General features: G+C 35.2%; 24 protein-coding genes. All 24 read left to right on the top strand.

Annotated elements, in window-relative coordinates; all coding sequences use genetic code 11:
- The first annotated feature begins 354 nt into the window (after window positions 1-354).
- The 24 genes from MHI02_RS09805 to hslV all read left to right on the top strand — a co-directional run bounded on the left by MHI02_RS09805 (window position 355) and on the right by hslV (window position 25,741).
- Window positions 355-1,428 carry an isocitrate/isopropylmalate dehydrogenase family protein gene (locus tag MHI02_RS09805; protein WP_060667889.1) on the top strand — a complete coding sequence of 358 codons (1,074 nt, stop codon included), beginning with the start codon at window positions 355-357 and terminating at the stop codon, window positions 1,426-1,428.
- A 151-nt stretch (window positions 1,429-1,579) separates the two neighbouring features.
- Complete coding sequence (locus MHI02_RS09810) at window positions 1,580-2,473, top strand: 3-hydroxyacyl-CoA dehydrogenase (protein WP_216883627.1); 894 nt, start codon at window positions 1,580-1,582, stop codon at window positions 2,471-2,473.
- Window positions 2,474-2,706: 233 nt separating this feature from the next.
- Entirely contained in the window at window positions 2,707-6,273 is a 3,567-nt protein-coding gene (smc, locus tag MHI02_RS09815; RefSeq protein WP_145523425.1) for a chromosome segregation protein SMC, read from the top strand.
- 14 nt (window positions 6,274-6,287) lie between these two features.
- Entirely contained in the window at window positions 6,288-7,292 is a 1,005-nt protein-coding gene (ftsY, locus tag MHI02_RS09820; RefSeq protein ID WP_341165865.1) for a signal recognition particle-docking protein FtsY, read from the top strand.
- A gap of 128 nt (window positions 7,293-7,420) precedes the next feature.
- Entirely contained in the window at window positions 7,421-8,830 is a 1,410-nt protein-coding gene (locus tag MHI02_RS09825) for an ISLre2 family transposase (protein ID WP_047183902.1), read from the top strand.
- A gap of 237 nt (window positions 8,831-9,067) precedes the next feature.
- Complete coding sequence (locus tag MHI02_RS09830; protein ID WP_047186022.1) at window positions 9,068-9,385, top strand: putative DNA-binding protein; 318 nt, start codon at window positions 9,068-9,070, stop codon at window positions 9,383-9,385.
- 13 nt (window positions 9,386-9,398) lie between these two features.
- Entirely contained in the window at window positions 9,399-10,742 is a 1,344-nt protein-coding gene (ffh, locus tag MHI02_RS09835; RefSeq protein WP_145542839.1) for a signal recognition particle protein, read from the top strand.
- A 331-nt stretch (window positions 10,743-11,073) separates the two neighbouring features.
- Window positions 11,074-11,340: a 30S ribosomal protein S16 gene (rpsP, locus tag MHI02_RS09840; RefSeq protein ID WP_047186024.1), complete on the top strand. Its 267-nt coding sequence runs from the start codon at window positions 11,074-11,076 to the stop codon at window positions 11,338-11,340.
- 20 nt (window positions 11,341-11,360) lie between these two features.
- The gene (locus tag MHI02_RS09845; protein WP_047186025.1) at window positions 11,361-11,588 is read left to right on the top strand and encodes a KH domain-containing protein; all 228 of its coding nucleotides are present in this window, start codon (window positions 11,361-11,363) and stop codon (window positions 11,586-11,588) included.
- 266 nt (window positions 11,589-11,854) lie between these two features.
- Window positions 11,855-12,244: a YlqD family protein gene (locus MHI02_RS09850; RefSeq protein ID WP_047186026.1), complete on the top strand. Its 390-nt coding sequence runs from the start codon at window positions 11,855-11,857 to the stop codon at window positions 12,242-12,244.
- Between the two features lie 18 nt (window positions 12,245-12,262).
- Window positions 12,263-12,778 carry a ribosome maturation factor RimM gene (rimM, locus tag MHI02_RS09855; RefSeq protein WP_047186027.1) on the top strand — a complete coding sequence of 172 codons (516 nt, stop codon included), beginning with the start codon at window positions 12,263-12,265 and terminating at the stop codon, window positions 12,776-12,778.
- The gene (gene trmD / locus MHI02_RS09860) at window positions 12,778-13,518 is read left to right on the top strand and encodes a tRNA (guanosine(37)-N1)-methyltransferase TrmD (RefSeq protein ID WP_047186028.1); all 741 of its coding nucleotides are present in this window, start codon (window positions 12,778-12,780) and stop codon (window positions 13,516-13,518) included. Before rimM ends, trmD begins: the two co-directional genes overlap by 1 nt.
- Before the next feature lie 138 nt (window positions 13,519-13,656).
- A complete protein-coding gene (gene rplS, locus MHI02_RS09865) occupies window positions 13,657-14,001 on the top strand; it encodes a 50S ribosomal protein L19 (RefSeq protein ID WP_047186029.1) in 345 nt (114 codons plus the stop codon).
- 359 nt (window positions 14,002-14,360) lie between these two features.
- Complete coding sequence (lepB, locus tag MHI02_RS09870; protein ID WP_060667979.1) at window positions 14,361-14,921, top strand: signal peptidase I; 561 nt, start codon at window positions 14,361-14,363, stop codon at window positions 14,919-14,921.
- A gap of 7 nt (window positions 14,922-14,928) precedes the next feature.
- Window positions 14,929-15,771 (top strand): ribosome biogenesis GTPase YlqF, encoded by an 843-nt coding sequence (gene ylqF / locus MHI02_RS09875; RefSeq protein ID WP_047186031.1) that lies wholly within the window; start codon window positions 14,929-14,931, stop codon window positions 15,769-15,771.
- A 204-nt stretch (window positions 15,772-15,975) separates the two neighbouring features.
- Window positions 15,976-16,776 (top strand): ribonuclease HII, encoded by an 801-nt coding sequence (locus MHI02_RS09880; protein WP_047186032.1) that lies wholly within the window; start codon window positions 15,976-15,978, stop codon window positions 16,774-16,776.
- A gap of 85 nt (window positions 16,777-16,861) precedes the next feature.
- On the top strand, window positions 16,862-18,016 hold the full coding sequence (locus MHI02_RS09885; protein ID WP_128723432.1) for a hypothetical protein: 1,155 nt from the start codon (window positions 16,862-16,864) through the stop codon (window positions 18,014-18,016).
- Window positions 18,013-18,282: an EscU/YscU/HrcU family type III secretion system export apparatus switch protein gene (locus MHI02_RS09890; protein ID WP_047186034.1), complete on the top strand. Its 270-nt coding sequence runs from the start codon at window positions 18,013-18,015 to the stop codon at window positions 18,280-18,282. Before MHI02_RS09885 ends, MHI02_RS09890 begins: the two co-directional genes overlap by 4 nt.
- A gap of 92 nt (window positions 18,283-18,374) precedes the next feature.
- Complete coding sequence (gene sucC, locus MHI02_RS09895) at window positions 18,375-19,535, top strand: ADP-forming succinate--CoA ligase subunit beta (protein WP_060667977.1); 1,161 nt, start codon at window positions 18,375-18,377, stop codon at window positions 19,533-19,535.
- A gap of 24 nt (window positions 19,536-19,559) precedes the next feature.
- Window positions 19,560-20,462 carry a succinate--CoA ligase subunit alpha gene (sucD, locus tag MHI02_RS09900; RefSeq protein ID WP_047186036.1) on the top strand — a complete coding sequence of 301 codons (903 nt, stop codon included), beginning with the start codon at window positions 19,560-19,562 and terminating at the stop codon, window positions 20,460-20,462.
- Between the two features lie 175 nt (window positions 20,463-20,637).
- Entirely contained in the window at window positions 20,638-21,531 is an 894-nt protein-coding gene (gene dprA / locus MHI02_RS09905; protein ID WP_047186037.1) for a DNA-processing protein DprA, read from the top strand.
- Between the two features lie 310 nt (window positions 21,532-21,841).
- Window positions 21,842-23,917, top strand: a complete 2,076-nt coding sequence (gene topA / locus MHI02_RS09910) for a type I DNA topoisomerase (protein WP_047186038.1) — start codon at window positions 21,842-21,844, stop codon at window positions 23,915-23,917.
- A 349-nt stretch (window positions 23,918-24,266) separates the two neighbouring features.
- Complete coding sequence (gene xerC / locus MHI02_RS09915) at window positions 24,267-25,181, top strand: tyrosine recombinase XerC (RefSeq protein WP_047186039.1); 915 nt, start codon at window positions 24,267-24,269, stop codon at window positions 25,179-25,181.
- Window positions 25,182-25,195: 14 nt separating this feature from the next.
- Window positions 25,196-25,741, top strand: a complete 546-nt coding sequence (gene hslV, locus MHI02_RS09920) for an ATP-dependent protease subunit HslV (RefSeq protein ID WP_047186040.1) — start codon at window positions 25,196-25,198, stop codon at window positions 25,739-25,741.
- The last annotated feature ends 4 nt before the right edge of the window (window positions 25,742-25,745 follow it).

Consider the following 25,745-nt stretch of genomic DNA (forward strand, 5'->3'; position numbering starts at 1 on the left):
TATAATTATAACTTGGTGTTATTCCTTTTATTTATGTTTAATTATAAAAAATTGTTATTTCAATTATGGCTACGCTTGCAGTAAACTAAAAATAACCAATTTAATTAGTGTTCTTTACTTTAAAAGATAATTATTTAGCTAACTTTACAACCAATCAGCAATTAACTTTAGGACTATTGGCTTTTGCTATATATCTATGGGTTATTTTTCTAATAGCTATGTCGTAGTCTGAATTAATAGGTATCGCACTAGTTCAATTGGCCTAGTATCAAGTGTGTTTTTAACGTTTGTCGCTATCCTGGCAACATTTTTTATTGGTGAAAATAGGGTGATTTAAAAGGAGTAGATTAAAAAATGAGTCAGTACAAAATTGGCGTTCTATATGGTGACGGAATCGGTCCAGAAATTGTAGATTCAACTGTTGAGATAGTTAACGCAGCTTGCAGGCAGTTAAAGCTGAATGTTTTGAAGTTTCAATACCTCCCTATTGGCTGGGAATCTATTGATAAATTAGGTCATCCGGTACCATCTTCGACAAAAGAAGCATTAGCTGAGCTAGATGGTTGGATTATGGGTCCCCATGATTCAGCTTCCTATCCTGATAAATTTAAAGAGATAAGAAACCCTAGTGGAGAATTACGTCATTCCTTTGATTTGTATGCGAATATTAGACCTTCGAAATCAATTCCAGGTGTAAAAGGTTTGGTAGAAAATGCAAATCTAGTTATTTATCGAGAAAATACGGAAGGGTTTTATCCAGATCGCAACATGTATTCAGGAGTTGGGGAGTGGAAAATAACGCCGGATGTAGCTGTGTCCACCGGGGTCTTCACAAGAAAGGCTATTACAAGAATTGCGAAGGCAGCCTTTGAAGCGGCTATGAGTAGAAGGAAAAAAGTGACGATTGTACATAAAGCGAATGTAATTAGATTAGGAACCGGTATGTTTAAAGATATTTGTTTGGAGGTTGCAAAAGATTATCCAGATGTTCAAGTGGATGATTATCATATTGATGCAATGACGGCTCACCTTGTAAGAAATATTTATCAGTTTGATGTTATTGTAACAGAGAATATGTTTGGAGATATTTTATCAGATTTAGCGGGAGAACTTGCAGGTAGTTTGGGGTTGGCACCATCCATTAACACGAATAGCCAACAGGTAATGGCTCAAGCTGCTCATGGATCTGCACCAGATATAGCTGGTCAAAATAAAGCCAACCCTGTCGGAATAATCCTATCAACCGTAATGTTGCTTCAATGGCTTGGTGGCCGACATAAAGATGATAAGTTAATTGAAATTGCCAATCTAATAGAACAAAGTATATTTACAGTTATGGAAGAAGGAATAAAGACGGTTGATTTGAATGGAAAGGAGACGACAACTTCTTTTACCAAAGCCGTTATGAATAAGATTCAACGACAATAGTGAGAAATTACTACATAGTTATATACTTCCATACCAATACTACTCCCTAAAGCAACAAAGTAGACCACTTAAAAAAACAGGTCTAGAATATAACATATAGGGTGGTATCTACCCTAAGAAATTTGCACACATTCATGAGAGAAGGGTTTTTATGGTATTTAAAAATGTAACTGTCGCTGGTAGTGGCGTACTAGGTAGTCAAATTGCTTATCAAATTGCCTTTAAAGGTTTTAACGTAAGCGTATATGACATTAATGATAAGGCTATAGAGACAGCAAAGGGACGAATTGAAAAGCTTAAAGATCGTTACAAAGAAGATCTTGGTGCCACTGATGAGCAGGTAAATCAAGCATATAAAAGTATGAACTTTTATTCGGATTTAGGAAAAGCTGTTGAACAGGCGGATTTGGTAATTGAGGCTGTTCCGGAACTAACGGATATTAAAATAAATTTCTACCATCAATTAGCAGAGGTTGCTCCAAAGCATACGATCTTTGCATCAAATTCTTCGACAATGCTTCCGAGCCAATTCGCTGATGCAACAGGTCGTCCAGAGAAATTTTTAATGCTGCACTTTGCAAATGAAATTTGGAAAAATAATACCGCTGAAATTATGAAGCATGAAGGAACGGACATGAAGGTATTTCAGGATTTAGTGGATTTTGCAAAAGAGATTGGTATGATTCCACTTCCAATTTACAAGGAGCAGCCTGGCTATATCTTGAACTCCCTATTGGTACCATTCTTGGATGCAGCTCAACAATTGCTAGTCAATGAAATAGCAGATGTTGAAACAATTGACAAAACGTGGATGGTTGCAACAGGTGCACCGAATGGACCATTTGCTACTCTTGATATCATTGGGATTCGTACACCATATAACCTATCTAAAGCAAAAGGTGAAGCAGGAGACGAAAATGCCAAGAAAGTTGCTGAATATTTAAAGGTAAATTATTTGGACAAGGGTAAACTTGGTGTTGAATCAGGTGAAGGCTTCTACAAATATCCAAACCCAGCTTATAAAAATGAAGATTTCTTGAAATAGGTATTAAAAAGCGAAACTTATTCCCAAGTAGGGATTAAAAATATAAGTAATATGATTAAAAAGCTTCTCGAAATACGAGAGGCTTTTTTTACTTTTAGAGGAATATAGTAATAGAGTACAATACAAATATGCCTAATTCATATGTTTATGGTAAAATAAATGCGGTAAAAAGCCAATGACTTATGTGAAAGAACGAAAAAAGGTTCTTTTTATTTAGATATAGGAGAATGATTATGTATTTAAAACGGTTAGAAAGTGTTGGATTCAAATCATTTGCTGAACGTATCAGTGTTGATTTTGTTCCAGGTGTTACTGCTGTCGTTGGTCCTAACGGTAGTGGTAAAAGCAATATAACAGATGCAATCAGATGGGTGCTTGGAGAACAATCGGCAAAAACGTTACGTGGATCCAAGATGGAGGATATTATTTTCCAAGGTAGTGATTCAAGAAAACCGTTAAATGTAGCTGAAGTAACATTAGTTTTAGACAATCAAAATCATTCATTGCCATTAGATTATGATGAAGTTAGTGTAACAAGAAGGGTATATCGATCGGGTGATAGTGAATTTTATATAAATAAACAATCATGTCGTTTAAAAGATATTATAGACTTATTTATGGATTCTGGTCTTGGCCGTGATGCTTTTTCCATTATTAGCCAAGGAAAGGTAGAAGAAATTTTAAGTTCCAAAGCGGAAGAAAGACGAACTATTTTCGAAGAGGCTGCCGGGGTCTTGAAATATAAACAGAGAAAAAAGAAAGCAGAATATAAATTAGCTGAGACCCAAGAAAATTTAAATCGTGTGGAAGATATTATTTATGAGATTGAACAACAGAAAGAGCCCTTATGGGAACAAGCTGAAAAAGCAAAAAATTACATGAAATTAAAAGAAGAACTGAAGCAAGAGGAGATATCTCTTTTAATTACCGAAATTGAAAAGCTACATAATGAATGGAAAGCATTGTTGGATATAATCAATGAGAAAAAAAATGAAGAAATAAAGATGAAAACCTCCATTCGTCAAAAAGAATCCCAAATTGAAAAACAAAGACTACAAATAAATAAATTAGATAAAGAAATTGAAAATAAGCAAGATGAATTACTCCAGACTTCAGAGTTGCTCGAAAAATATGAAGGGAAAAAGCAATTATTTAACGAACGTTCGAAACACTTTGATGAAAATAAGCAAAAGTTAGAACGATTAAAAGAAGAAACAGCAGAAAGTATTAAGAATCTAGAAAAGGAATTATTAGAAGAACAAGGGAAATTAACTAACCTTTCAGATTCCAGGAAAAAAGCGAAGCAACAAATACAACAGTTACAGGAAAAATTGGCAATAAGTGAAGAGTCCATTTCTGATCAGATTGAAGGTTTGAAGTCAGATTATATTGAGTTTCTAAATAAACAAGCAGCTATCAGAAATGAAAAGCAATCCATTAAACAACAAAAACAACAAATATTTGGGAGGAAGGATAGACAAGCCTCAAGGTTTAAAGATTCATTGAGGCAAAGAGAAGAACTTTCGCTAAAGAAAGAAGAAACGGAAGCCAAATTAATTCAACAAGAGAAATTATGGACAACCATTCAAGAAGAAACGACCGATATTAAATCGAAGTTGGAAAAAGAAAGGAATTTATTTCAGGAATCACAAACAAAGCTTTATCAAGGTTATCAATATATAGAAAAGTTGAAATCCCAAAAAGAAATGCTTGAAGAAATGAAGGAGGACTTCCAAGGTTTTTTCCAAGGCGTAAAGGCAATTTTAAAAGCACGTGAACAAAAACAGTTAGAAAATATCCATGGTGCAGTCATTGAATTAATTGATGTTCCAAAGAATTACATTACAGCTATTGAGACCGTGCTTGGTGGTCAAGCTCAACATATTGTTGTGCAACATGATCTTGCAGCTAGAAATGCAATTCAGTGGTTAAAACAAACGAATAATGGTCGTGCTACTTTTCTCCCACTAGAGTCAATTCAAGAACGTTTCATAACGAATGACGTGCTTTTACAAATTAACAAACACCCCGGATTTATCGGTGTTGCTGCTAATCTCGTTCAAGTAGAATCTCTTTATCGTAAAGCCGTTAATCATTTAATGGGGCATGTAATCATATCGAAAACATTAAAAGATGCCAATGAAATTGCTCGAATGATCGGGCGGAGATTTCGGGTTGTAACGTTAGATGGCGATGTTGTGAATCCTGGAGGTTCGATGTCAGGCGGTGCGCTTAAGAAAACGAATCAATCTTTATTTTCTAGAGATAAAGATATAAAAGAATTAAATGAAAAGATAAATCAATTTCAACAAAAAATTACCTTGTTTGAACAAAAATTGGCTAATCAAAAAGAAAAAATTTCCGATCTAGAAAACCAATTCAAGACCAATGAAGAATCATTAGTACAAGAACAACAATCATTGCAAAAACTTCAGTCCTATTGTAAAGAATTAGAACTGAAATTGGATTCCTTAAATAACAATCTCTCTATATACGATCAGGATCATAAACAATATATTCATGAGAGTGAACGGCTAGAAAAAAGGGATAAAGAACTGACAAAAAAATTGCATGATATTAAACAGGAATTGGAAGAAATTCAAAAGAAGATGGATCAATTAAGTGAAGAAGAAACACAACTTAGAGATAGTAAAGAGGTAATGCAACAAGAATTACATCAATGTCAAATTTCTTTAGCAGAACAGGAAGAAAGGATAAAAAACCAGAAAGAAAAGGTAAAATCTGTAGAAACAAGGATAACGGAGTCTAATAATTTGCTACGTTCTTATAAAAAGGACCTAGATAATTTATACGAAATGGCTTATATTGAGGAAACGGAAGAAGAAATTGATCAAAAGCTGGAATTAAATCGCAAGAAAAAAGAAGGATTAACCAATCTTATTCAGGAAAGACGTTTACAACGCGCACAATTAACACAGATTATCCAAGATGAGGAAAAAGAATTAAAAGAAGAAAATAAAAGGCACCAAACTTTTGCTCAAGAGATACAACAAAAAGAGGTTCAAGCAAATCGTCTAGACGTCGATTTGGAAAATAGGTTAAACCATCTACAAACCGAATATACGATTACTTTTGAAAAAGCATCACAACTTTATGAAAAAGTAACAGATGTGACGGAGTCAAAAGCCCTTGTAACTGATTTAAAGGCAAGAATAGAAAGATTAGGAACGGTGAATTTAGGGGCAATTGACGAGTACGATAGGATTTCTGAACGATATGAGTTTTTATCTGGCCAAAGGAATGATCTTGTAGAGGCAAAAGAAACGTTATATTCTGTTATTTCGGAAATGGACGAAGAAATGATAAAACGATTTGATGATACATTTTCTAAAATAAAAGAAGAATTTGCGGTTGTTTTCCAGCAATTATTTGGTGGTGGTCATGCGGAATTAAAATTAACCGATCCCAAACATTTATTGGATACAGGTGTGGATATTATCGCCCAACCACCAGGGAAAAAACTACAAAACTTAGGGCTTTTATCTGGTGGAGAGCGATCTTTAACTGCTATAGCTTTATTATTTGCTATATTACGAGTACGTCCAGTCCCTTTTTGTATACTGGATGAAGTAGAAGCTGCTTTAGACGAAGCTAACGTTACTCGTTTTGCAAAATATATTAAATTGTATAGTGAAAATACACAATTTATTGTTATCACTCATCGTAAAGGAACGATGGAAGAAGCGGATGTCCTTTACGGAGTAACAATGCAGGAATCAGGGGTTTCTCGATTGGTTTCTGTAAGACTTGAAGACACGAAGGAATTAATTAATTCTTAAGGAGGTAGTTCACAATGGGTTTTATGGATAAGTTGAAAACTAAGTTTACACAAAATAAAGAAACCAAAAAAGTAAGTGAAAAATATAAAGAAGGTATGAAAAAAAGTAGAAATACTTTTTCCGGTAAGATTAACGACCTAATTGCGAGATATCGGAAGGTAGATGAAGACTTTTTTGAAGAATTGGAAGAAGTGCTTATTACTGCAGACGTAGGAGTTATGACAGTAATGGATCTAATTGACGAATTGAAAATGGAAGTGAAACGTCAAAATATAAAAGATACAAGTGAAGTGAAGAATGTCATTTCAGAAAAATTAGTTGAGATCTATCATGGCGACGATGATGAAGAAATAAAAACATTAAACATTCAAGAAGAAGGCTTATCCGTAATTTTAGTAGTTGGTGTAAATGGTGTAGGAAAAACAACTTCTATAGGGAAATTAGCAAATCAATTAAAACAGCAAGGGAAAAAAGTTGTGCTTGCAGCAGGGGACACTTTTAGAGCTGGTGCTATTGAACAGCTTGAGGTTTGGGGAGAACGTGCTGGTGTTGATGTCATTAAACACAGTGCGGGAAGTGATCCTGCCGCTGTCGTTTTTGATGGTATAAAAGCTGCCAAATCAAGAAATGCAGATGTTTTAATTTGTGATACTGCTGGGCGGCTTCAAAATAAAGTTAACTTAATGAACGAGCTTTCTAAAGTTAAACGCGTAATAGAACGTGAAATTCCTGGTGCTCCACATGAAGTGTTATTAGTTTTAGATGCAACTACAGGTCAAAACGCGTTAAATCAAGCGAAAACATTTTCTGAAGCAACAGATGTAACTGGAATAGTTTTAACGAAATTAGATGGTACTGCAAAAGGTGGTATTGTACTTGCAATCCGTAATGAACTAAACATTCCAGTAAAATATGTTGGACTTGGAGAAAAAGTGGATGACCTTCAGCAATTTGATGCTAATGCATTTGTCTACGGGTTATTCGCAGATATGTTAGAAGAAGAGGAAGAAGAGGAATAACTAGGTAGGAATATAACTATGTGTAAAATAGTTCTCGGGGATTTGAAACAAAATTCTAGAAAAAAAAGAAAAGGCGCTCTATCATAAATGTATGCTGACCGGCAAATACATTTGAAAGAGGCCTTTTCATGAATACAATTATATCAAAAATCAGCGAATTATTAAAGGATACAAATGATTTAATTGACTTTGAGGAACATGTTCAAATTTATGTATATGATCTCCTTACTAAACTGATGGGGAGCGTATTTACACAACTTAATCAAACGATAAAAAGAAGAATGCAAAGTAAGGGTTGGACGGTTGAACGAGAAGATGAAAAGACAATTCAGTTTATCTTTGGGGCAGTTCGTTTTACGCATACATTAATGCACGATATCAATGGGAAAGCGCATTATCCTTTTGATGAGTGGGTTGGATTTAGAAAATATCAGCGACATAGTCCTTTAGTTGAAGTAAAAGTGGCGGAGTTGGCTAGTGAGAGTACGTACCGAGAAACTGCACGCATATTAAGTGAATGGACTGCCGTGAATCTTAGTCATACGACAGTGGGAAGTATGGTGAAGCGTGTAGGAAAAGCACAAGCGCAAGCTGATGAAGAATTGTTAGCTGAATTAGAGGAAGCTGCCTATTTACCAAAGGGGAAAGAATTGGAATTTTTATTTGCCGAGGCAGATGGTGTATTTGTGCGTGGGACTAAGGAAAAAACAAGTCATGAAGTACATCATGCAGTGATCCATGAAGGTTGGATTAAAAATGGAAAGCGCGTATCCCTAAAGAATCCACAAGTTATTATGACAACCAAACCAACAAATGATTTTTGGAAAGAAGTCCAGGCGTTTACAGCTAGTCATTATTCCTTAGAAAATACACAAGTTGTCACCAATAGTGATGGTGGTCCCGGTTATACGGCAGAACGTTTTCAAGAGGCTTTCTCACAGTCTAGTTATCCTGTTTTAAATCAATTGGATTCCTTTCACATTTCTAAAGCACTGAATCGAACTTTTGGAGTTAAAAAGAGCGAGTTTAAAGAAGGTGTACAAAAGGCAATCAAAGAACACGAACTGGATGATTTCATACGTTGGATGGATACATTGGAGAGCACTTTAGAAACGGATAAGCAGTTAGAAAAGGCCGAGGATTTTCGTAGATATATTGGCGGTAATTGGGATCGAATTTTTGATTGGAGAGAAAAAGTTGAGAATCCACCAAAAGAGGCAAGGGGCATGGGTGCAATGGAATCCAACCAACGACATATTTCATTCCGAATGAAAAAGCGTGGAATGCATTGGAGTTTAGAAGGTAGTGAGGCAATGGTGAAGATCAAACAAGGGATTCTAAATAAAACATTACGATCCGTCTATTTGAGAGACCAAAGGCGAAGTGTAAGAAAACAACGAGACGTGAAAAAAGTGGTTCGTATGACTGAATTTCTACGCCAGGAAACCCAGCCGTCAATTGGAGCAAAACAAGGTAAAATAAGCCTAAATACAGCTCATTCATCAGCTATTGGACAGTTAATAAAAAGTTTTAGATAACACCCTGATTTTTAGGTAAGGTTCTTGGTTTTTAGAACGTTACCTAAAAATTGGGGACAGCAAGCGACAAGGGTCGCGCGGTAGCCGAAAAAGTGTACAAAAATAGAGTGCCGGAAATATTGGTGTGAAAGACACACCGAGAAAAACTTGACACATACGGAATATAATCCTTGACAGACAACCTTGTTAAAGTATGATATTATGTTAAGGAGATTCACTTAACAAAGGGGTGACGTTTTGATAGAGAAAACAACCCGGGTAAATTATTTATATGATTTTTATCAAACTTTATTAACTTCAAAACAACGAAACTATATGGAACTATACTATTTGGAAGATTATTCTCTAGGTGAAATTTCTGAACTACATCAAGTTTCTAGACAAGCAGTTTATGATAATATTAAGCGAACTGAATCAATGCTTGAGTCCTATGAAGAGAAACTTCACTTATACGAACGTTTTTTAAAACGGGCTTCTATATTAGAAAAAATGGAAGAATATACTTCGGATGAAAATATACTATCTTTCATTCAGCAATTAAAAGAATTAGATTAGGGGGAAACCTTCTATGGCATTTGAAGGATTAGCCGACCGTCTGCAAAGTACGATGAAAAAAATTACCGGTAAAGGTAAGGTTTCAGAACAAGATGTTAAAGAAATGACTCGCGAGGTACGCCTTGCATTGTTAGAAGCAGACGTTAACTTTAAGGTTGTGAAAGACTTAATTAAACGAATTAAAGAACGTGCTGTTGGACAGGAAGTGATGGAAAGTTTAACTCCTGGGCAACAGGTTATTAAAGTTGTTAAAGAAGAATTAACGAATTTAATGGGTGGAGAACAAAGTAAGATTGCAGTAAGCGACCGTCCGCCAACTGTTATTATGATGGTAGGTTTACAGGGGGCTGGTAAAACAACCACTACAGGAAAGTTAGCTAACCATCTTCGTAAAAAACATAACCGTTCTCCGCTGCTCGTAGCATGTGATGTGTACCGTCCAGCAGCGATTAATCAATTAGAGACGCTTGGTCAACAATTAAGTATGCCAGTTTTTTCTATGGGAACAGAAGCTAATCCTGTAGATATTGCTACAAAAGCAATTGAAAAAGCGAAAGAAGAACATAATGATTATGTCATTATTGATACTGCTGGCCGTCTTCATGTCGATACTGATTTAATGGATGAACTGCAACAAATCAAAGAAAATGTCAAACCAGATGAAATTTTCTTGGTAGTAGATGCCATGACTGGACAAGATGCGGTTAACGTTGCAGAAAGCTTTAATGAACAGTTGGACATAACTGGTGTAGTATTAACGAAATTAGATGGGGATACTCGTGGTGGTGCGGCCTTATCTATTAAAGCTGTTACCGATAAATCAATTAAATTTGCCGGTATGGGTGAAAAATTAGATCAGTTAGAACCATTCCATCCTGAACGAATGGCTTCTAGGATTTTGGGAATGGGGGATGTACTTTCCCTTATCGAAAAAGCACAAGCAAATGTTGATGAAAAGCAGGCAAAAGAATTAGAAGAAAAAATGCGTACCATGTCATTTACTTTTGACGACTTTCTAGAACAAATGGGGCAAGTAAGAAATATGGGGCCATTAGATGAACTTATTAACATGATCCCAGGTGTAAATAAGATGAAAGGTCTTAAAAATGCCCAAATAGATGAGAAACAGCTCTCGCAAGTAGAAGCTATTATTCAATCTATGACAAAAAAAGAAAGGCAAGAACCTAGCATTATTAATGCTAGTCGTAAAAAAAGAATAGCTAAAGGATCCGGAACTACCGTATCTCAAGTTAATCGTCTTTTAAAACAGTTTAATGAAATGAAGAAAATGATGAAACAAATGACCAACATGCAAAAAGGCAAAAAAGGCAAAGGATTTAACCTTCCGTTTATGTAGAAAAAGCATATGCCGACGTTGGCCGGGAAAGGTCGCATTTAGTTGGCCTTCCTTTATTACTTTGAGTCGATGTTGACTTTCACCACAAGGGTATAAGTACGACTAAGCCTATGGTTTCACCAGTCGGAAAGTCTTCTTTATCGTGTCATGAGGTAAAGGAAGTCTCGCTACGGCTTTAGCGCTGGAGCTAGATTAGAAAAAGCAGACGCGCTCGGAAATTTGATTTATGGATTGTTACTTTATATAATGTAATGGAAAAACACTTTACAGACAAAAAATTATCTGTTAGAATCATATCTTGTGAATAACATTAATGGAGGTGCTATAAAAAATGGCAGTAAGAATTCGTTTAAAACGTATGGGATCTAAAAGAAATCCTTTCTATCGTATTGTTGTAGCAGATTCACGTTCTCCTCGTGACGGACGTAATATTGAACAGGTTGGAACTTACAATCCGGTTGCTAACCCAGCTGAAATTAAAATAGATGAGGATAAAGCACTTGATTGGATGAAAAAAGGCGCTAAACCAAGTGACACAGTTCGTAATCTATTCTCACAACAAGGCATCATGAAAAAATTCCACGAACAAAAAAACTAATAGTAAAGTAGTGTGATATCATGAAAGCCCTAATAGAATCGATTGTTACTCCGCTTGTTGATAGCCCTGAAGATATTGTTGTTACAAAAACAGAAGAAGATAGTAAGATTGTATACCATCTTACTGTTCACAAAGACGATGTTGGTAAGGTTATTGGCAAGAACGGGCGTATTGCAAAGGCGATTCGAACAGTTGTATATGCAGCTAAAACAGATGGGAAAAAACGCATTTACTTAGATATTATGTAATCGAAGGGAAAGGAACCTGTTGGTTTTACTTTCCCTTTTCTGTATTATTTTTAAGAGGATGTTCTAAAAGTCCGGTAAAAATGACACTTTGAATTTCTTTGTTGGTGATCATGGATTAAAGGAAGGCCGAATAAAAACAGCCTTTGTGACTAATGTCGGCATACCTAAATGTAGGGGCAGCGTTGCAACTTGTGTAGAATCGGCCCTTTTTATCCCCCTTTTTTAACGCGTATTGTAAGAGACCTTTTGTGAGAGTGAGGAAAATAATGAAGATAATAAAAAAAGTCCTAGTCAAACAAATAGTCACTGAGAAAAGTAGAAAAAAATTATTGAACCAGTTTAATAAGCAAAAAATGCGACTTGAACAAGAGTGTCAACAACTTCTGTTTGAAAAAAAGAAATTACAAAATAAACCCGGCGTTTCCAAACAAGATGTAACACGTAGATTTCAAAATGAAATTACGAAACGCAGGGAAAAAATGGACCTAATTGATTTTAAAATAGAACAAATGGAGATGCTTGAACTAGGTGTAGAAATAGTAGAAGACGAAGTTGAAGCTCTTGTTGAGGTTACAAAAGGAATGAATTGGGAAGAAATAATGAGCGAGCAATCCATTGTGATAAAAGATGGCATAATTGTTCGTATTGATAAATAGAGAAAGAAGAGTGATAATATGACAATAAACATGTTTAACGTTGGAAAAATTCTAAATACTCATGGTATCCGTGGGGAAGTAAAAGTTTTGCGGATTAGTGATTTTGATGACCGCTTTCAAATAGGTAGTACTGTCTACTTAGATAAAAAGGATGGGGAACCATTAGAATTAGTCATTGATGGACATCGTATACATAAAGGGTATGATCTTTTACAATTCGAAGGGTATCACAATATCAATGATGTGGAGAACTTTAAGGGGTTATATTTGAAAATATCTGAAGAGCAATTGACAGAGTTAGATGATAATGAATTTTACTATCATGAGATTATTGGCTGTGATGTGCATACTACAGATAATCAGTATATTGGTAAGATAAAAGAAATCTTATCACCTGGAGCAAATGACGTATGGGTTGTGAAACAGCCAAAAGGAAAGGATATTTTAGTACCTTATATAAAAGAAGTAGTGAAGTCTGTCGACATAGAAGAAAAAAACGTTAGGATAGAACTAATGGAAGGATTGCTAGATTAATGCACATCGATATTCTCACATTATTTCCCGAAATGTTTACAGGGGTTTTTCAGAGTTCCATTCTCAAAAGAGCAAGTGAACGAGGTCAGTTCAGCTATCAATTGGTGAATTTTAGGGATTATACGAAAAACAAGCATAATAAAGTAGATGATTATCCATATGGTGGTGGCGCTGGGATGGTTCTATCTCCACAACCTGTTTTTGATGCGGTTGAATCACTCTCAATAGCTACAGAGGGAAAAAAACCACGTATTATATTAATGTGTCCCCAAGGCGAACCTTATAACCAAAAAAAAGCGGAAGAATTTGCGAACGAAGATCATCTAATATTTATTTGTGGGCATTATGAAGGGTATGACGAAAGAATTAGAACACATCTTGTCACAGATGAAATATCGATAGGGGATTATGTATTAACAGGTGGAGAACTAGGCGCAATGGTAGTAGTGGACAGTGTAGTTCGTTTATTACCTGAAGTATTAGGAAATGAAAAGTCGGCAGTTCAAGATTCATTTTCTTCTGGTTTGTTGGAGCATCCACATTATACACGTCCAGCGAATTTCCGCGGTTTGGAAGTCCCTGATATTTTATTATCAGGTAATCATGCAAAGATTGAAAAATGGCGTAAAGAACAATCATTGAAAAGAACGTATGAACGAAGAAAAGATATGCTGGAGTCTATTCAGTTGTCTGATGAAGATAGGAAACTATTAAATAAAATAAAAAATGAAGATAGTTAAAACAAGACTTTAAATATAGTTGAACAAATGGTTGCTTTATGTTATATTAATGATTGTGCTTAAGTTCGTTTAAGCCGTAAAACGATGTTCCGCTGTTCTTAGAGAATGATGAACATTAGTTTGGAAGGAGAGTTTAGAATGCAACAATTAATTGCAGACATTACGAAAGATCAATTACGTACAGACCATCCTGATTTCCGTCCTGGAGATACTGTTAAGGTTCACGTTAAAGTTGTTGAAGGAACTCGTGAACGTATCCAGGTTTTTGAAGGTGTTGTTATTAAACGTCAAAACGGTGGAATCAGTGAAACATTTACAGTAAGAAAGATTTCTTACGGTGTTGGTGTAGAACGTACATTCCCAGTACATTCACCTCGTGTTGATAAAATTGAAGTAGTTCGTCGTGGTGTAGTACGCCGTGCTAAACTTTACTACCTACGTAATTTACGTGGTAAAGCTGCACGTATTAAAGAACGCCGATAATAAAGATAAGCCCACGCGCCCACAGGCTTTAGCGCTGGAGCTAAACATCTAAAAACTGTATACCAGTAATAAAAAAAGAACTTGAGTACTTAACCAAGTTCTTTTTTTATCCCACCTGAAAGGGCAGTAAGACTCCCGCCTTAAGCTTTTGGGGAAACAAAGAAGGTAGGTAGGAGATCAACTGCCCGTAAAGGTCCGATAAGTGCTACTAACCATCAATGAGGGATGAAGGATACCCCCCACTGATGGAAGTCTTCTTTATTAAAAACAATGAATGGTTTTTATTATTTAGTTCATTAAATTACGTGGATTATGATAAAATATAGTATAAAGAGATTGCGTGACGTGGAGGAGAACGCATGGCGAATAAAAAGAAAGAATGGTTTGATTGGTTAAAAGCATTATTACTTGCATTGGGCTTGGCACTTGTTGTACGTATGTTTTTATTCTCTCCAATAGTTGTCGATGGACCGTCGATGTTGCCAACCCTACATGACAAAGATCAAATGATAGTCAATAAAATAGGGTATAAAATCGGAGAACCAGAACGTTTTGATATTGTAGTATTTCATGCGTCTGCTCAAAAAGACTTTATTAAAAGGGTAATTGGTTTACCTGGTGAACACGTTGCTGTTAAGGATGAGGTTTTATATATAAATGGTGAGCCTGTTGAAGAACCATTTTTAAGTGAACAAAAAAGAAATTTGGGACCATATCAAACCTTAACAAATGATTTTACATTGGAAGAGTTACCAGGAGAGTTTACAACTATTCCAGAAGGTCACGTGCTCGTGTTAGGGGATAATCGGGGTAACTCAACAGATAGCCGAATGTTAGGGGTTATTTCGATGGATCAAATTGTAGGAAAAGCAAGTTTAATTTATTGGCCTCTGGATAGAATGCGAATCGTAGGAGAGTAGGACTTTTATGACTATACAATGGTTTCCAGGACACATGGCAAAAGCGAAACGGGAAGTAGAGGAAAAATTAAAACTAGTTGATTTTGTAATAGAATTGGTTGATGCTAGAGCACCATTGTCTTCACAAAATCCAATGCTTCGACAGGTATTGCAAAATAAATCTAAAATGATTGTTATGATGAAAAAGGATTTAGCTGATACGAAAATTACAGAACAATTCTTATCTTATTTTCAAGAACAAGATATACCAGCAGTAGCCGTGGATGTAAATGAGAAAGAGGATATAAAAAATGTTATTCAACTTGCCAAACAATTAGGGCAAGAAAAAATAAAAAAATTAGAAAAAAAGGGAATTAAGCCTAGGCCGGCAAGAGCGATGATTGTAGGAATTCCAAATGTAGGGAAGTCGACACTCATTAATCGACTTGCGAACAAAAAGGTCGCGAAAACAGGAGATCGACCCGGCATTACGAAACATCAATTATGGATTAAAGTTAAGAAAGACTTTGAGCTCTTAGACACTCCAGGAATTCTCTGGCCTAAATTTGAAGATCAAACAGTTGGCTATCGTCTGGCGGCAATTGGGACGATTAAAGATCAATTATTATCTCTACAGGATATAGTTGCTTTTGTTATTACCTTTATGCAAGAGCACTACCCGAATCGACTTATGGAAAGATATCAAATTGAACAGGATATGGATGATATGTGGGATATCTTTGTTAAAATTGGCAAACTTCGCGGAGCATTAGAAAGCGGTGGAAATGTAAATTTTGACAAAGTATCTGATCTTGTTTTAAGGGATTTAAGAACAGGAAGACTTGGTAAAATAACGCTTGAACGGCTATAAACATTTAAGTAATCTATTTGAAAATGACATCCATCTAGATTTGATGGATGTTTTATTTTGCGGGTAGGGAAATATTTGGTGAGATAAATCCTTCTCATCTGGGGTCTTCAATACTCGACCCACCGTAAAGATTTGTAAACTAAGTTATTCGCCGAGCCGGTATTCTAAAAAACAACATAGATAACGAGAGAGTAAGGTGTATTCATGAAAAAACAACCTATTTCAAAGCTTCAAAGCTTATTTAGACAAGGTTTAATAACTGAGGAGTTAGTGAGCGAATTAAGATTAGATGAACGAAAAGGTGTTCAAAATTTAATAAAGGGTTATGAAAAACAGAAACGTAAGGAAATGGAATTAGAAGTAAAGTATAATGAAATGTGTCAAATAGAAAATAGAGCTCGATCACTTGGAAAACAATATATAGCGGGTGTTGATGAAGCTGGAAGAGGCCCATTGGCGGGTCCGGTCGTTGCTGCGGCTGTTATACTACCATTGGATTTTAAATTACTTGGCCTAAACGATTCCAAACAACTTAATGAAGTAACTAGGGAAAAATACTATAAAATAATAATTGAAAAAGCGATAAGTTATGGTGTTGGGATCGTGGATAATAGAAAAATTGATGAAATTAATATTTTTGAAGCTACCAAATTAGCGATGACGGAAGCTATAAAAAATCTTCATGTTTCTCCTGATCATGTATTAATCGATGCAGTAAATTTGAAAAATCTCACGTATACGTATGAATCAATCATAAAAGGGGATGCAAAAAGTGTATCTATTGCTGCAGCAAGTATTATAGCAAAAGTAACGCGTGATCGAATTATGAAAGAAATACATAGAGAATATCCCGAGTATGACTTTGCATCAAATATGGGGTATGGTACTAAAATTCATATGGAAAAATTAAAGGAATTCGGCGCAACTCCATTTCATCGTTATACATTTGGACCAGTGCGGAATGCGCTCAATGTGAAGGAGGGAGTTACAGCTGAATATAAATAAAGTATTAGGAAAACCTTTTTCACAGTCTTCGTTTAATAACCCGGAATTAAATCAAGGCCAGATAGTAAGAGGGAAAGTTGCCAAATTGTTTCCGAACAATATGGCCCAAATTCAATTAAAGAATCAAACTGTTATAGCGAAACTTGAAATACCATTAGCGATTGGGGACCATTATCATTTTCAAGTTCATCTCTCTAATCAAGTGCTTTACTTAAAGGTAATTGGTAAAAAGTTAAAAAATCAATCTAAATTAGATATCCCCGCTTTATTGAAAAGTTTAGGTGTAAAAAATTCAGAAGCTAACCGATTATTTTTACAAAAATTGATGGTAGGCGGAGTCCCGTTTGAAAAGACACAATTGATGCAAGCACTAAAATTACTAGATACATATAAGAATAATGAACAAGTGCAAGATGTATTAAAAGAATTAATTCAACGTAGATTGCCTTTAACGGATTCCATATTTAAAGCGATCTATTCTAAGAATACAGAGAGTCAATCCAAGCTTATTAGTAATTTAATAAATGAACTTCAAAAACAAGAAAACTTTACCGATACTTATACCATGTTACGAAATTTTATCAAACCAGGTCCAATGCAAAGTAACAACTATTTTGAAGCCGAACCTAAAGAGCTTTTCCTTCGTCATCTTCATCAGTTTTTAGCAAATAGTGGATTAGACTATGAATATACGATAAGAAATCAAGGCGACATTACACAACCATCTATTAAGAGTTATTTATTACAAATGTTATCAGTGGACGGGGAGCATCAAATCCATGCTGAAAAGCTTCTTCATTATTTGAATGGAATGCAATTAAACACCATACATGAAACAGACAATTTCATCCAAGTTAATTTTAATTTGCCTGGTGAAGTATTAGGCTTGAATGAAGATTTAAATTTAGAACTAAAAAGTAAAAAGTCTGAAAAGGGAACGATTGATCCAAATTACTGTAGAATCTATTTTTATTTAGAACTAGAATATCTACAAGAAACCATAATCGATATGCATATACAGCAAAGAAATGTAACTATTACGGTGTATAATAATGTAGAAGGTCTAAAACAGGAAACTATCCCTTTACAAAAACGATTAAAATCTGGATTAGAAAAGTTAAATTATCATTTAACGAATGTTTTATTTAAACCAATACCATTTGAATCTAATATTTCAAGTACTGCTCTTAATAAAGATTATAATATTTCCAATTTTACAGGAGTTGATTTTCGAATATGACGAATAAAAAAGCAGTATCCTTAAAATATAATCGAATAGAGCATTCGGCTCCTGTAGTTACCGCAGCTGGAAAGGGGGCAATTGCAGATGAAATTCTTGAAATTGCAACTAATAATCAAATTCCAGTAGTAGAAGACATCGCATTAGTAGAATTACTGTCAAAACTTAATATAAATGAGACAATTCCAGAAGAATTGTATGAAGCAGTGGCAGAGGTTTTTGCGTTTATATACAATACTGAACAAAGTATTAAACAAAATAAATGACAATTTTGTGATAACTTAAGATTGTTTTTCTTGTTTAAATTATAATTTTTATATACAATGAAATAGCAGTAATTATATTAGGAGGATGAACAATGAACATTCACGAGTACCAAGGTAAACAAGTTTTACGTGAATTCGGTGTAAAAGTTCCCAATGGACACGTAGCTTATACAGTGGATGAAGCTGTAGAAGCAGCAGAAAAATTGGGCAGTGCTGTAACCGTTGTCAAGGCACAAATTCATGCTGGAGGCCGCGGAAAAGCTGGTGGAGTTAAAGTAGCTAAAAATTTGGATGAAGTTCGTACATATGCAAATGAAATTTTAGGAAAGACATTAGTTACTCACCAAACCGGACCAGAAGGAAAAGAGGTTAAGCGCCTTCTTATTGAGGAAGGATGCGATATCAAAAAAGAATACTATGTTGGTGTTGTTTTAGATCGTGCTACTTCTCGTGTCGTTATGATGGCGTCTGAAGAGGGTGGAACGGAAATTGAAGAAGTTGCTGCAGAAACCCCTGAAAAGATTTTTAAAGAGGTAATCGACCCAGTTGTTGGACTAGCACCTTATCAAGCTCGTAGACTAGCATTTAACATAAATATTCCAGATGAACTAGTTGGGAAAGCTGTTAAATTCATGACGGGTTTGTATGATGCATTTATAGCAAAAGATTGCTCCATTGCGGAAATTAACCCATTAGTTACAACTGGTGATGGCGAGGTACTTGCATTAGATGCTAAATTAAACTTCGATGATAATGCTTTATATCGTCAGCCTGAAATTATGGAATTACGTGACTTAGAGGAAGAAGATGAAAAGGAAATCGAAGCTTCTAAATATGATTTAAGTTATGTAGCTTTAGATGGAAATATCGGTTGTATGGTAAATGGTGCTGGACTTGCTATGTCAACGATGGATATTATTAAATATTTTGGCGGCGAACCGGCAAACTTCCTTGATGTTGGGGGCGGGGCAACTGCTGAAAAAGTAACAGAAGCATTTAAGATAATTTTATCTGATCCTAATGTTAAAGGTATTTTTGTAAATATCTTTGGTGGAATTATGAAATGTGACGTTATTGCTGAAGGTGTTGTAGAAGCAACAAAACAAGTAGGTTTAGAGATTCCTTTAGTAGTTCGTTTAGAAGGTACAAATGTTGATTTAGGGCAGAAAATATTAAATGAATCCGGTTTGAATATTACTTCAGCAGATTCCATGGCTGATGGTGCGCAAAAAATTGTAGCAATGGTGAAATAAATTTGATAGAAAGGACGTACAAAAATGGGCGTATATTTAAATAAAGACACGAAAGTAATTGTCCAAGGAATTACTGGTGGTACTGCTAGATTCCATACAAAACAAATGCTTGAATACGGTACGAAAATTGTTGGTGGTGTAACCCCTAAAAAAGGTGGTTCAGAGGTAGACGGTGTACCAGTTTTTAATACATTACAAGAAGCGGTTGATAAAACTGGAGCAACAGTATCTGTTGTTTATGTACCAGCACCATTTGCTGCAGACGCAATTATGGAAGCGGTTGATGCAGAATTAGATTTAGTAATCTGTATTACAGAGCATATTCCAGTATTGGATATGGTAAAAGTTAAGCGTTATATGGAAGGTAAGAAAACTAGATTAATTGGACCAAATTGTCCAGGTGTAATTACTTCTGATGAATGTAAAGTTGGAATAATGCCAGGATATATTCATACAAAAGGACATATTGGTGTAGTTTCACGTTCTGGAACATTAACATATGAAGCAGTGCATCAATTATCTCAAGCTGGTTATGGACAAACCTCTGCGGTTGGAATTGGTGGAGACCCTGTAAATGGTACAAACTTCATCGATGTGCTAAAAGCGTTTAATGAAGATCCAGAAACGGAAGCGGTTGTTATGATTGGTGAAATTGGTGGTACTGCAGAGGAAGAAGCTGCAGAGTGGGTTAAGGCAAATATGACAAAACCTGTAGTAGGCTTCATTGGCGGTGCAACAGCTCCCCCAGGGAAACGCATGGGACATGCTGGAGCGATTATTTCTGGAGGTAAAGGTACCGCAGAAGAAAAAATCCGTGTTATGAACGAATGTGGAATTGCTGTAGCCGATACACCTGCTGTAATTGGTGAAACAATGATTAAAGTCCTAAAGGAAAAAGGCCTAGATCAAAAATGTAAGACACACTAGAAAAGCGAAAGTAGCCGTTTAGCGACGTACGGACTGCGCCTGGCCATGCCAAGTCACGCTAGTCGCTGGCTACTTAAGCTAGACAAGAAAAGTGGTATTAATATAATAGAACCTAAAAGAATATTCTTTTAGGTTCTATTAACTATTAAAAAAATTACATACAGGACGTGATGAATTGAATAATGTTCGACTCCGATTGATTCATATCTCCAGATGTCGCGGCATAACAAGAAGAATAATCCGCAGACTTCTTCATATCGATTCCACGTTAAGTGGCGTCTACCAATTAACCCCTCATGATATATCAAAACAACTTCGAATCCCTCTTAAAAATGCGACATTATTTTACCATGATCTTCATCAAAATATAGTAAGAAAACAGTTAATAGAAGATTTAAGATTATATAACATTATTACGATAGTTGACGAAATTTATCCTGCTATGTTAAATACAATAAAAGATGCACCGCTCGTTTTATATGCTAAAGGAGATTTATCCTTACTACAATATAATCAAAAGTTGAGTGTGATAGGTACTAGAAATCCATCTAATAAGGCTATGCTTAAATTAGAACATATCGTCAAGCCATTGGTTAAGGATAATTGGTTAATTGTTAGTGGTTTAGCAAAAGGCATAGATAGTTTAGCTCATCAAACTGCTTTAGTTAATCATGGTAAAACAATTGCGGTATTAGGAAGTGGATTTCATCATATATATCCAAAACAGAATACAAACCTATTCCATCAAATTGCCAAATACGGATTAGTTTTAACTGAGTATCCACCAAATATTCCACCTGCTAAGTACCACTTTCCAGAACGAAATCGGATTATAAGTGGACTTAGTTTTGGGACTTTAGTAATTGAGGCAATGGAAAGAAGTGGAACCTTAATTACTGTAGACCAAGCTCTAGATCAAGGAAGAGAAGTGTATGCTGTACCAGGGTCTCCAACCGTTCCCCAGACAAAGGGTTGTAATCAAATGATTCAAGACGGTGCTAAGTTAGTTCAATCCCCTGATGATATTCAAGAGGATTGGGACTATTTATCTCACCTAAACGGGAAGTAAGACTCCCAACCTGTAAAGGTACGATAGGCGCGACTAACCTTCAGCGGGGATGAAGTACCCCCATCAATGGAAGTCTTCTTTATCAAAAAATTATGATTAAAAAAGAAAAAACAGTAACAGTTTGTTTGACAAATTCATTATAACTATTTAGTATTAGTGAGGATTTAAAATTATTTTGTAAGGTAATATAATTCCCTTGAAGTATATAAAATAAGATTACTAAGTAAAAGTATATTTCACATACTTCTATAAGGCTCCATAAAGAGAAAAATTCAAAGATATTGCCAACCTCATCTTAGGAGGATCATAGATGAAAGATTATCTTGTTATTGTAGAGTCACCTGCAAAAGCGAAAACAATTGAACGCTATTTAGGAAAAAAATATGAAGTTAAAGCTTCTATGGGCCATGTCCGCGATTTGCCAAAAAGTCAAATGGGTGTAGACGTAGAAGAAAATTTTAAACCAAAATATATTACAATACGTGGTAAAGGTGATGTGTTAAAAGATTTACGAAAGTCAGCAAAAAAGGCTAAAAAAATATATTTAGCAGCCGACCCGGATAGAGAGGGAGAAGCAATTGCTTGGCATTTAGCACATATCTTAAATGTAGATGAAAACTCAGATTGTCGAGTCGTATTTAATGAAATTACAAAAGATGCTATTAAAGAATCATTCAAACATCCACGTTCGATTGATATTGATCTAGTCAATGCGCAACAGGCTCGACGTATTTTAGACCGATTAGTTGGTTATAATATCAGCCCAATACTTTGGAAAAAAGTAAAGAAAGGGTTAAGCGCAGGCCGTGTACAATCAGTAGCAATGAAACTAATCGTAGATCGTGAGAAAGAAATTGAAACATTCGAGCCTGAAGAATATTGGTCGATTGAGGCTGAATTTTTAAAAAATGAGACAGTGTTTGAAGGCCAATTTTATGGTGAAAATGGTAAGAAACAGGAATTAAAAACGGAAGCCGATGTAAAAGAAATTATAAACAAATTAGATAAGAAATTTACAATTGAAAAGGTTACAAAACGAGAGAGAAAGCGCAATCCAGCTCAACCTTTTATTACTTCATCCCTACAACAGGAAGCAGCGAGAAAGTTGAATTTCAGGGCAAAGAAAACAATGATGATAGCTCAACAATTATATGAAGGGATAGATTTAGGTAAGAAATCTGGAGGAATCACTGGTTTAATTACGTATATGCGTACTGATTCTACTAGAATTTCGGATACTGCAAAGTCGGAAGCCTATGATTATATAATAGAGAAGTTTGGGAAGGAATATCATGGAGGAAATAAACCTAAAAAAAATAATGAAGGTGCACAAGATGCCCATGAAGCTATTCGTCCGACTTCAGTAAATAGAGATCCAAAATCATTAAAAGAAATACTATCAAGAGATCAATACAGATTATATAAGTTGATTTGGGAACGCTTTTTAGCAAGTCAAATGGCTCCTGCTATCATGGATACAATGACGGTTCATTTATTCAATAATAAAATAGAGTTCCGTGCAACAGGTTCAAAAGTTAAATTTAAAGGTTTTATGAAAGTATATGTTGAAGGAACAGACGATAATAAAAAAGTAGAAGAGAAATTTCTACCAGATTTATCGGAAGGCATGGTTGTGGATTCGAAGGAAATCATACCAAATCAGCACTTTACTCAGCCCCCTCCACGTTATACAGAGGCGAGATTGGTGAGAACAATGGAAGAGCTCGGTATTGGTAGACCTTCCACATATGCACCAACACTAGATACCATACAACGTCGTGGATATGTTACGTTAGATAATAAACGATTTATCCCGACAGAACTTGGTACAATCGTTAATGAATTAATGGAAGAATTTTTTCCCGAAATAATCGATGTTGATTTTACAGTAAAAATGGAAGGTGACCTAGATTCCATCGAGGAAGGAAAACGTAACTGGGTTTCTACTATTGATGAATTTTATAAAGATTTTAGTAAGAGATTAGAAAAAGCCGAAAAAGAAATGGAAAAAATAGAGATAAAAGATGAACCAGCTGGAATAGATTGCGAAGAATGTGGTCACCCAATGGTATATAAGATGGGGAGATATGGAAAATTCTTAGCATGTTCGAATTTCCCGGATTGTAGGAATACAAAACCAATATTGAAAGAAATTGGTGTTAAGTGTCCGAAATGCGAGGAAGGAAATATAGTAGAACGAAAATCTAAAAAACGAAGAACTTTTTATGGGTGCGATCGTTTTCCTGAATGTGATTTTGTATCTTGGGATAAACCAATACAGAGACCGTGTCCAAAATGTGAATCACTATTAGTGGAAAAGAAAAATAAAAAGGAAACACAAGTACAATGTACAAATTGTGATTATAAAGAAGAAGTTCAGAGTTAGTATTCAGGCTGTTCACTACAAGTGAATGGCCTTTAACATTGTAATAAATTAAATTCCTAAAAAAGGAATAATTTTTTACGTTTTTGGCTATAAAGGATATTAATTCACATAATTTTCATTTTCCTCATCTTTCTAAAAAGATTGAATTGTATTTTATTGACTATGTGAAAAAGAATGCTATAATTATCAATTGTTGATTGCATAAATAAACAAATTGCATGACAAATCAAATAATTGTGTTATAATCAATTTGTGTTAAACCATTCAGAATTTTACTTCAATTCAGTTAAATTGGTTGCAATCAAAAAGTACTTATGATATGCTTTTAAAGCCAAATGGGGTGAATGGAATGCCGGAACAGAATTTTGTGAAATACTCCAAAGCTTTTATGGAATATTTACAAATTGAGAAGAATGTTTCCCCCTACACTATTATGTTTTACCAAAAAGACATTGAAATTTTTTTTGCCTTTTTAAAAAGAGAATCCATACATGAATTGGAACAGGTCGACTCAACTGTCATTCGACTATTTCTTACCCAACTTTATGAAGAACAACTAAGTAGGAAATCAGTTTCTAGGAAAATTTCTTCATTAAGAAGTTTTTTTAAATTCCTAGAAAGAGAAGGGTTAAACACGGGTAATCCATTTTCACTCATTACATTACCAAAAGATAAGAAAGCTGTTCCTACCTTTTTATATAAGGAAGAAATGGAAAAATTATTTGAGGTAAGTGATTTAACAACACCGCTGGGCCAACGCAACCAGGCATTAATCGAAATATTATACGGAACAGGTATCCGTGTAAGTGAGTGTCAAGGGATTTCATTGAAAGACATTGATTTTTCTATTGGAACCATCTTTATTAGAGGAAAGGGAAATAAAGAACGTTACGTTCCATTTGGAAGATTTGCAGAAATTGCCCTTGAAACATACTTGAACGAAGGTAGGAAGATTTTGCAAGAAAAGTCGAAAAATGAATTTGATGCTCTATTTTTAAATGCAAAAGGAACTCCCTTAACTGCAAGAGGAATAAGAGTTATATTAAATAAAATGGTTGATGATGCTGCATTGACGGTTCATGTTCATCCTCATAAACTCAGACACACATTCGCAACACATATGTTGAACGAAGGTGCAGATTTACGAATTGTTCAGGAACTTTTAGGACATGAGAGTTTATCGTCAACACAGATATATACTCATGTCACAAAAAATTACTTGCGAGATGTTTATATGAAAAGTCATCCGCGAGCAAAAGATTAAAAGAGGTGAGATGAGTGACTATTGAAATGCACGCAACAACAATTTTTGCAATTAAGCATAATGGTCAATGCGCCATGAGTGGAGATGGCCAAGTGACATTAGGTAATGCAGTTGTGATGAAACATAAAGCTAAAAAGGTAAGAAGATTATTTAATGGGCAAGTCTTAGCAGGATTTGCAGGTTCTGTAGCTGATGCCTTTACGTTATTTGAAAAGTTTGAAGAGAAATTACAAACATATAATGGAAACTTAACACGTGCTGCGGTAGAGCTAGCTAAGGAGTGGCGTAGCGACAAGGTATTAAGAAAATTGGAAGCAATGCTCATTGTCATGAATAAGGATCAAATGTATTTAGTATCTGGTACTGGTGAAGTTATTGAACCAGATGACGGGATTCTTGCAATTGGTTCAGGTGGTAATTATGCCCTTAGTGCTGGAAGAGCTTTAATTAAGTATTCTGAAGGGTTAACAGCAAGAGAAATTGCTCAAGCAGCACTTGAAATTGCTGGAGAAATCTGTGTGTTTACGAATGATCAAATCACTTTAGAAGTACTTGAATAGAAGG

Source organism: Oceanobacillus sp. FSL K6-0118 (assembly GCF_038006665.1).
Classification (GTDB): Bacteria; Bacillota; Bacilli; order Bacillales; family Amphibacillaceae; genus Oceanobacillus; species Oceanobacillus caeni.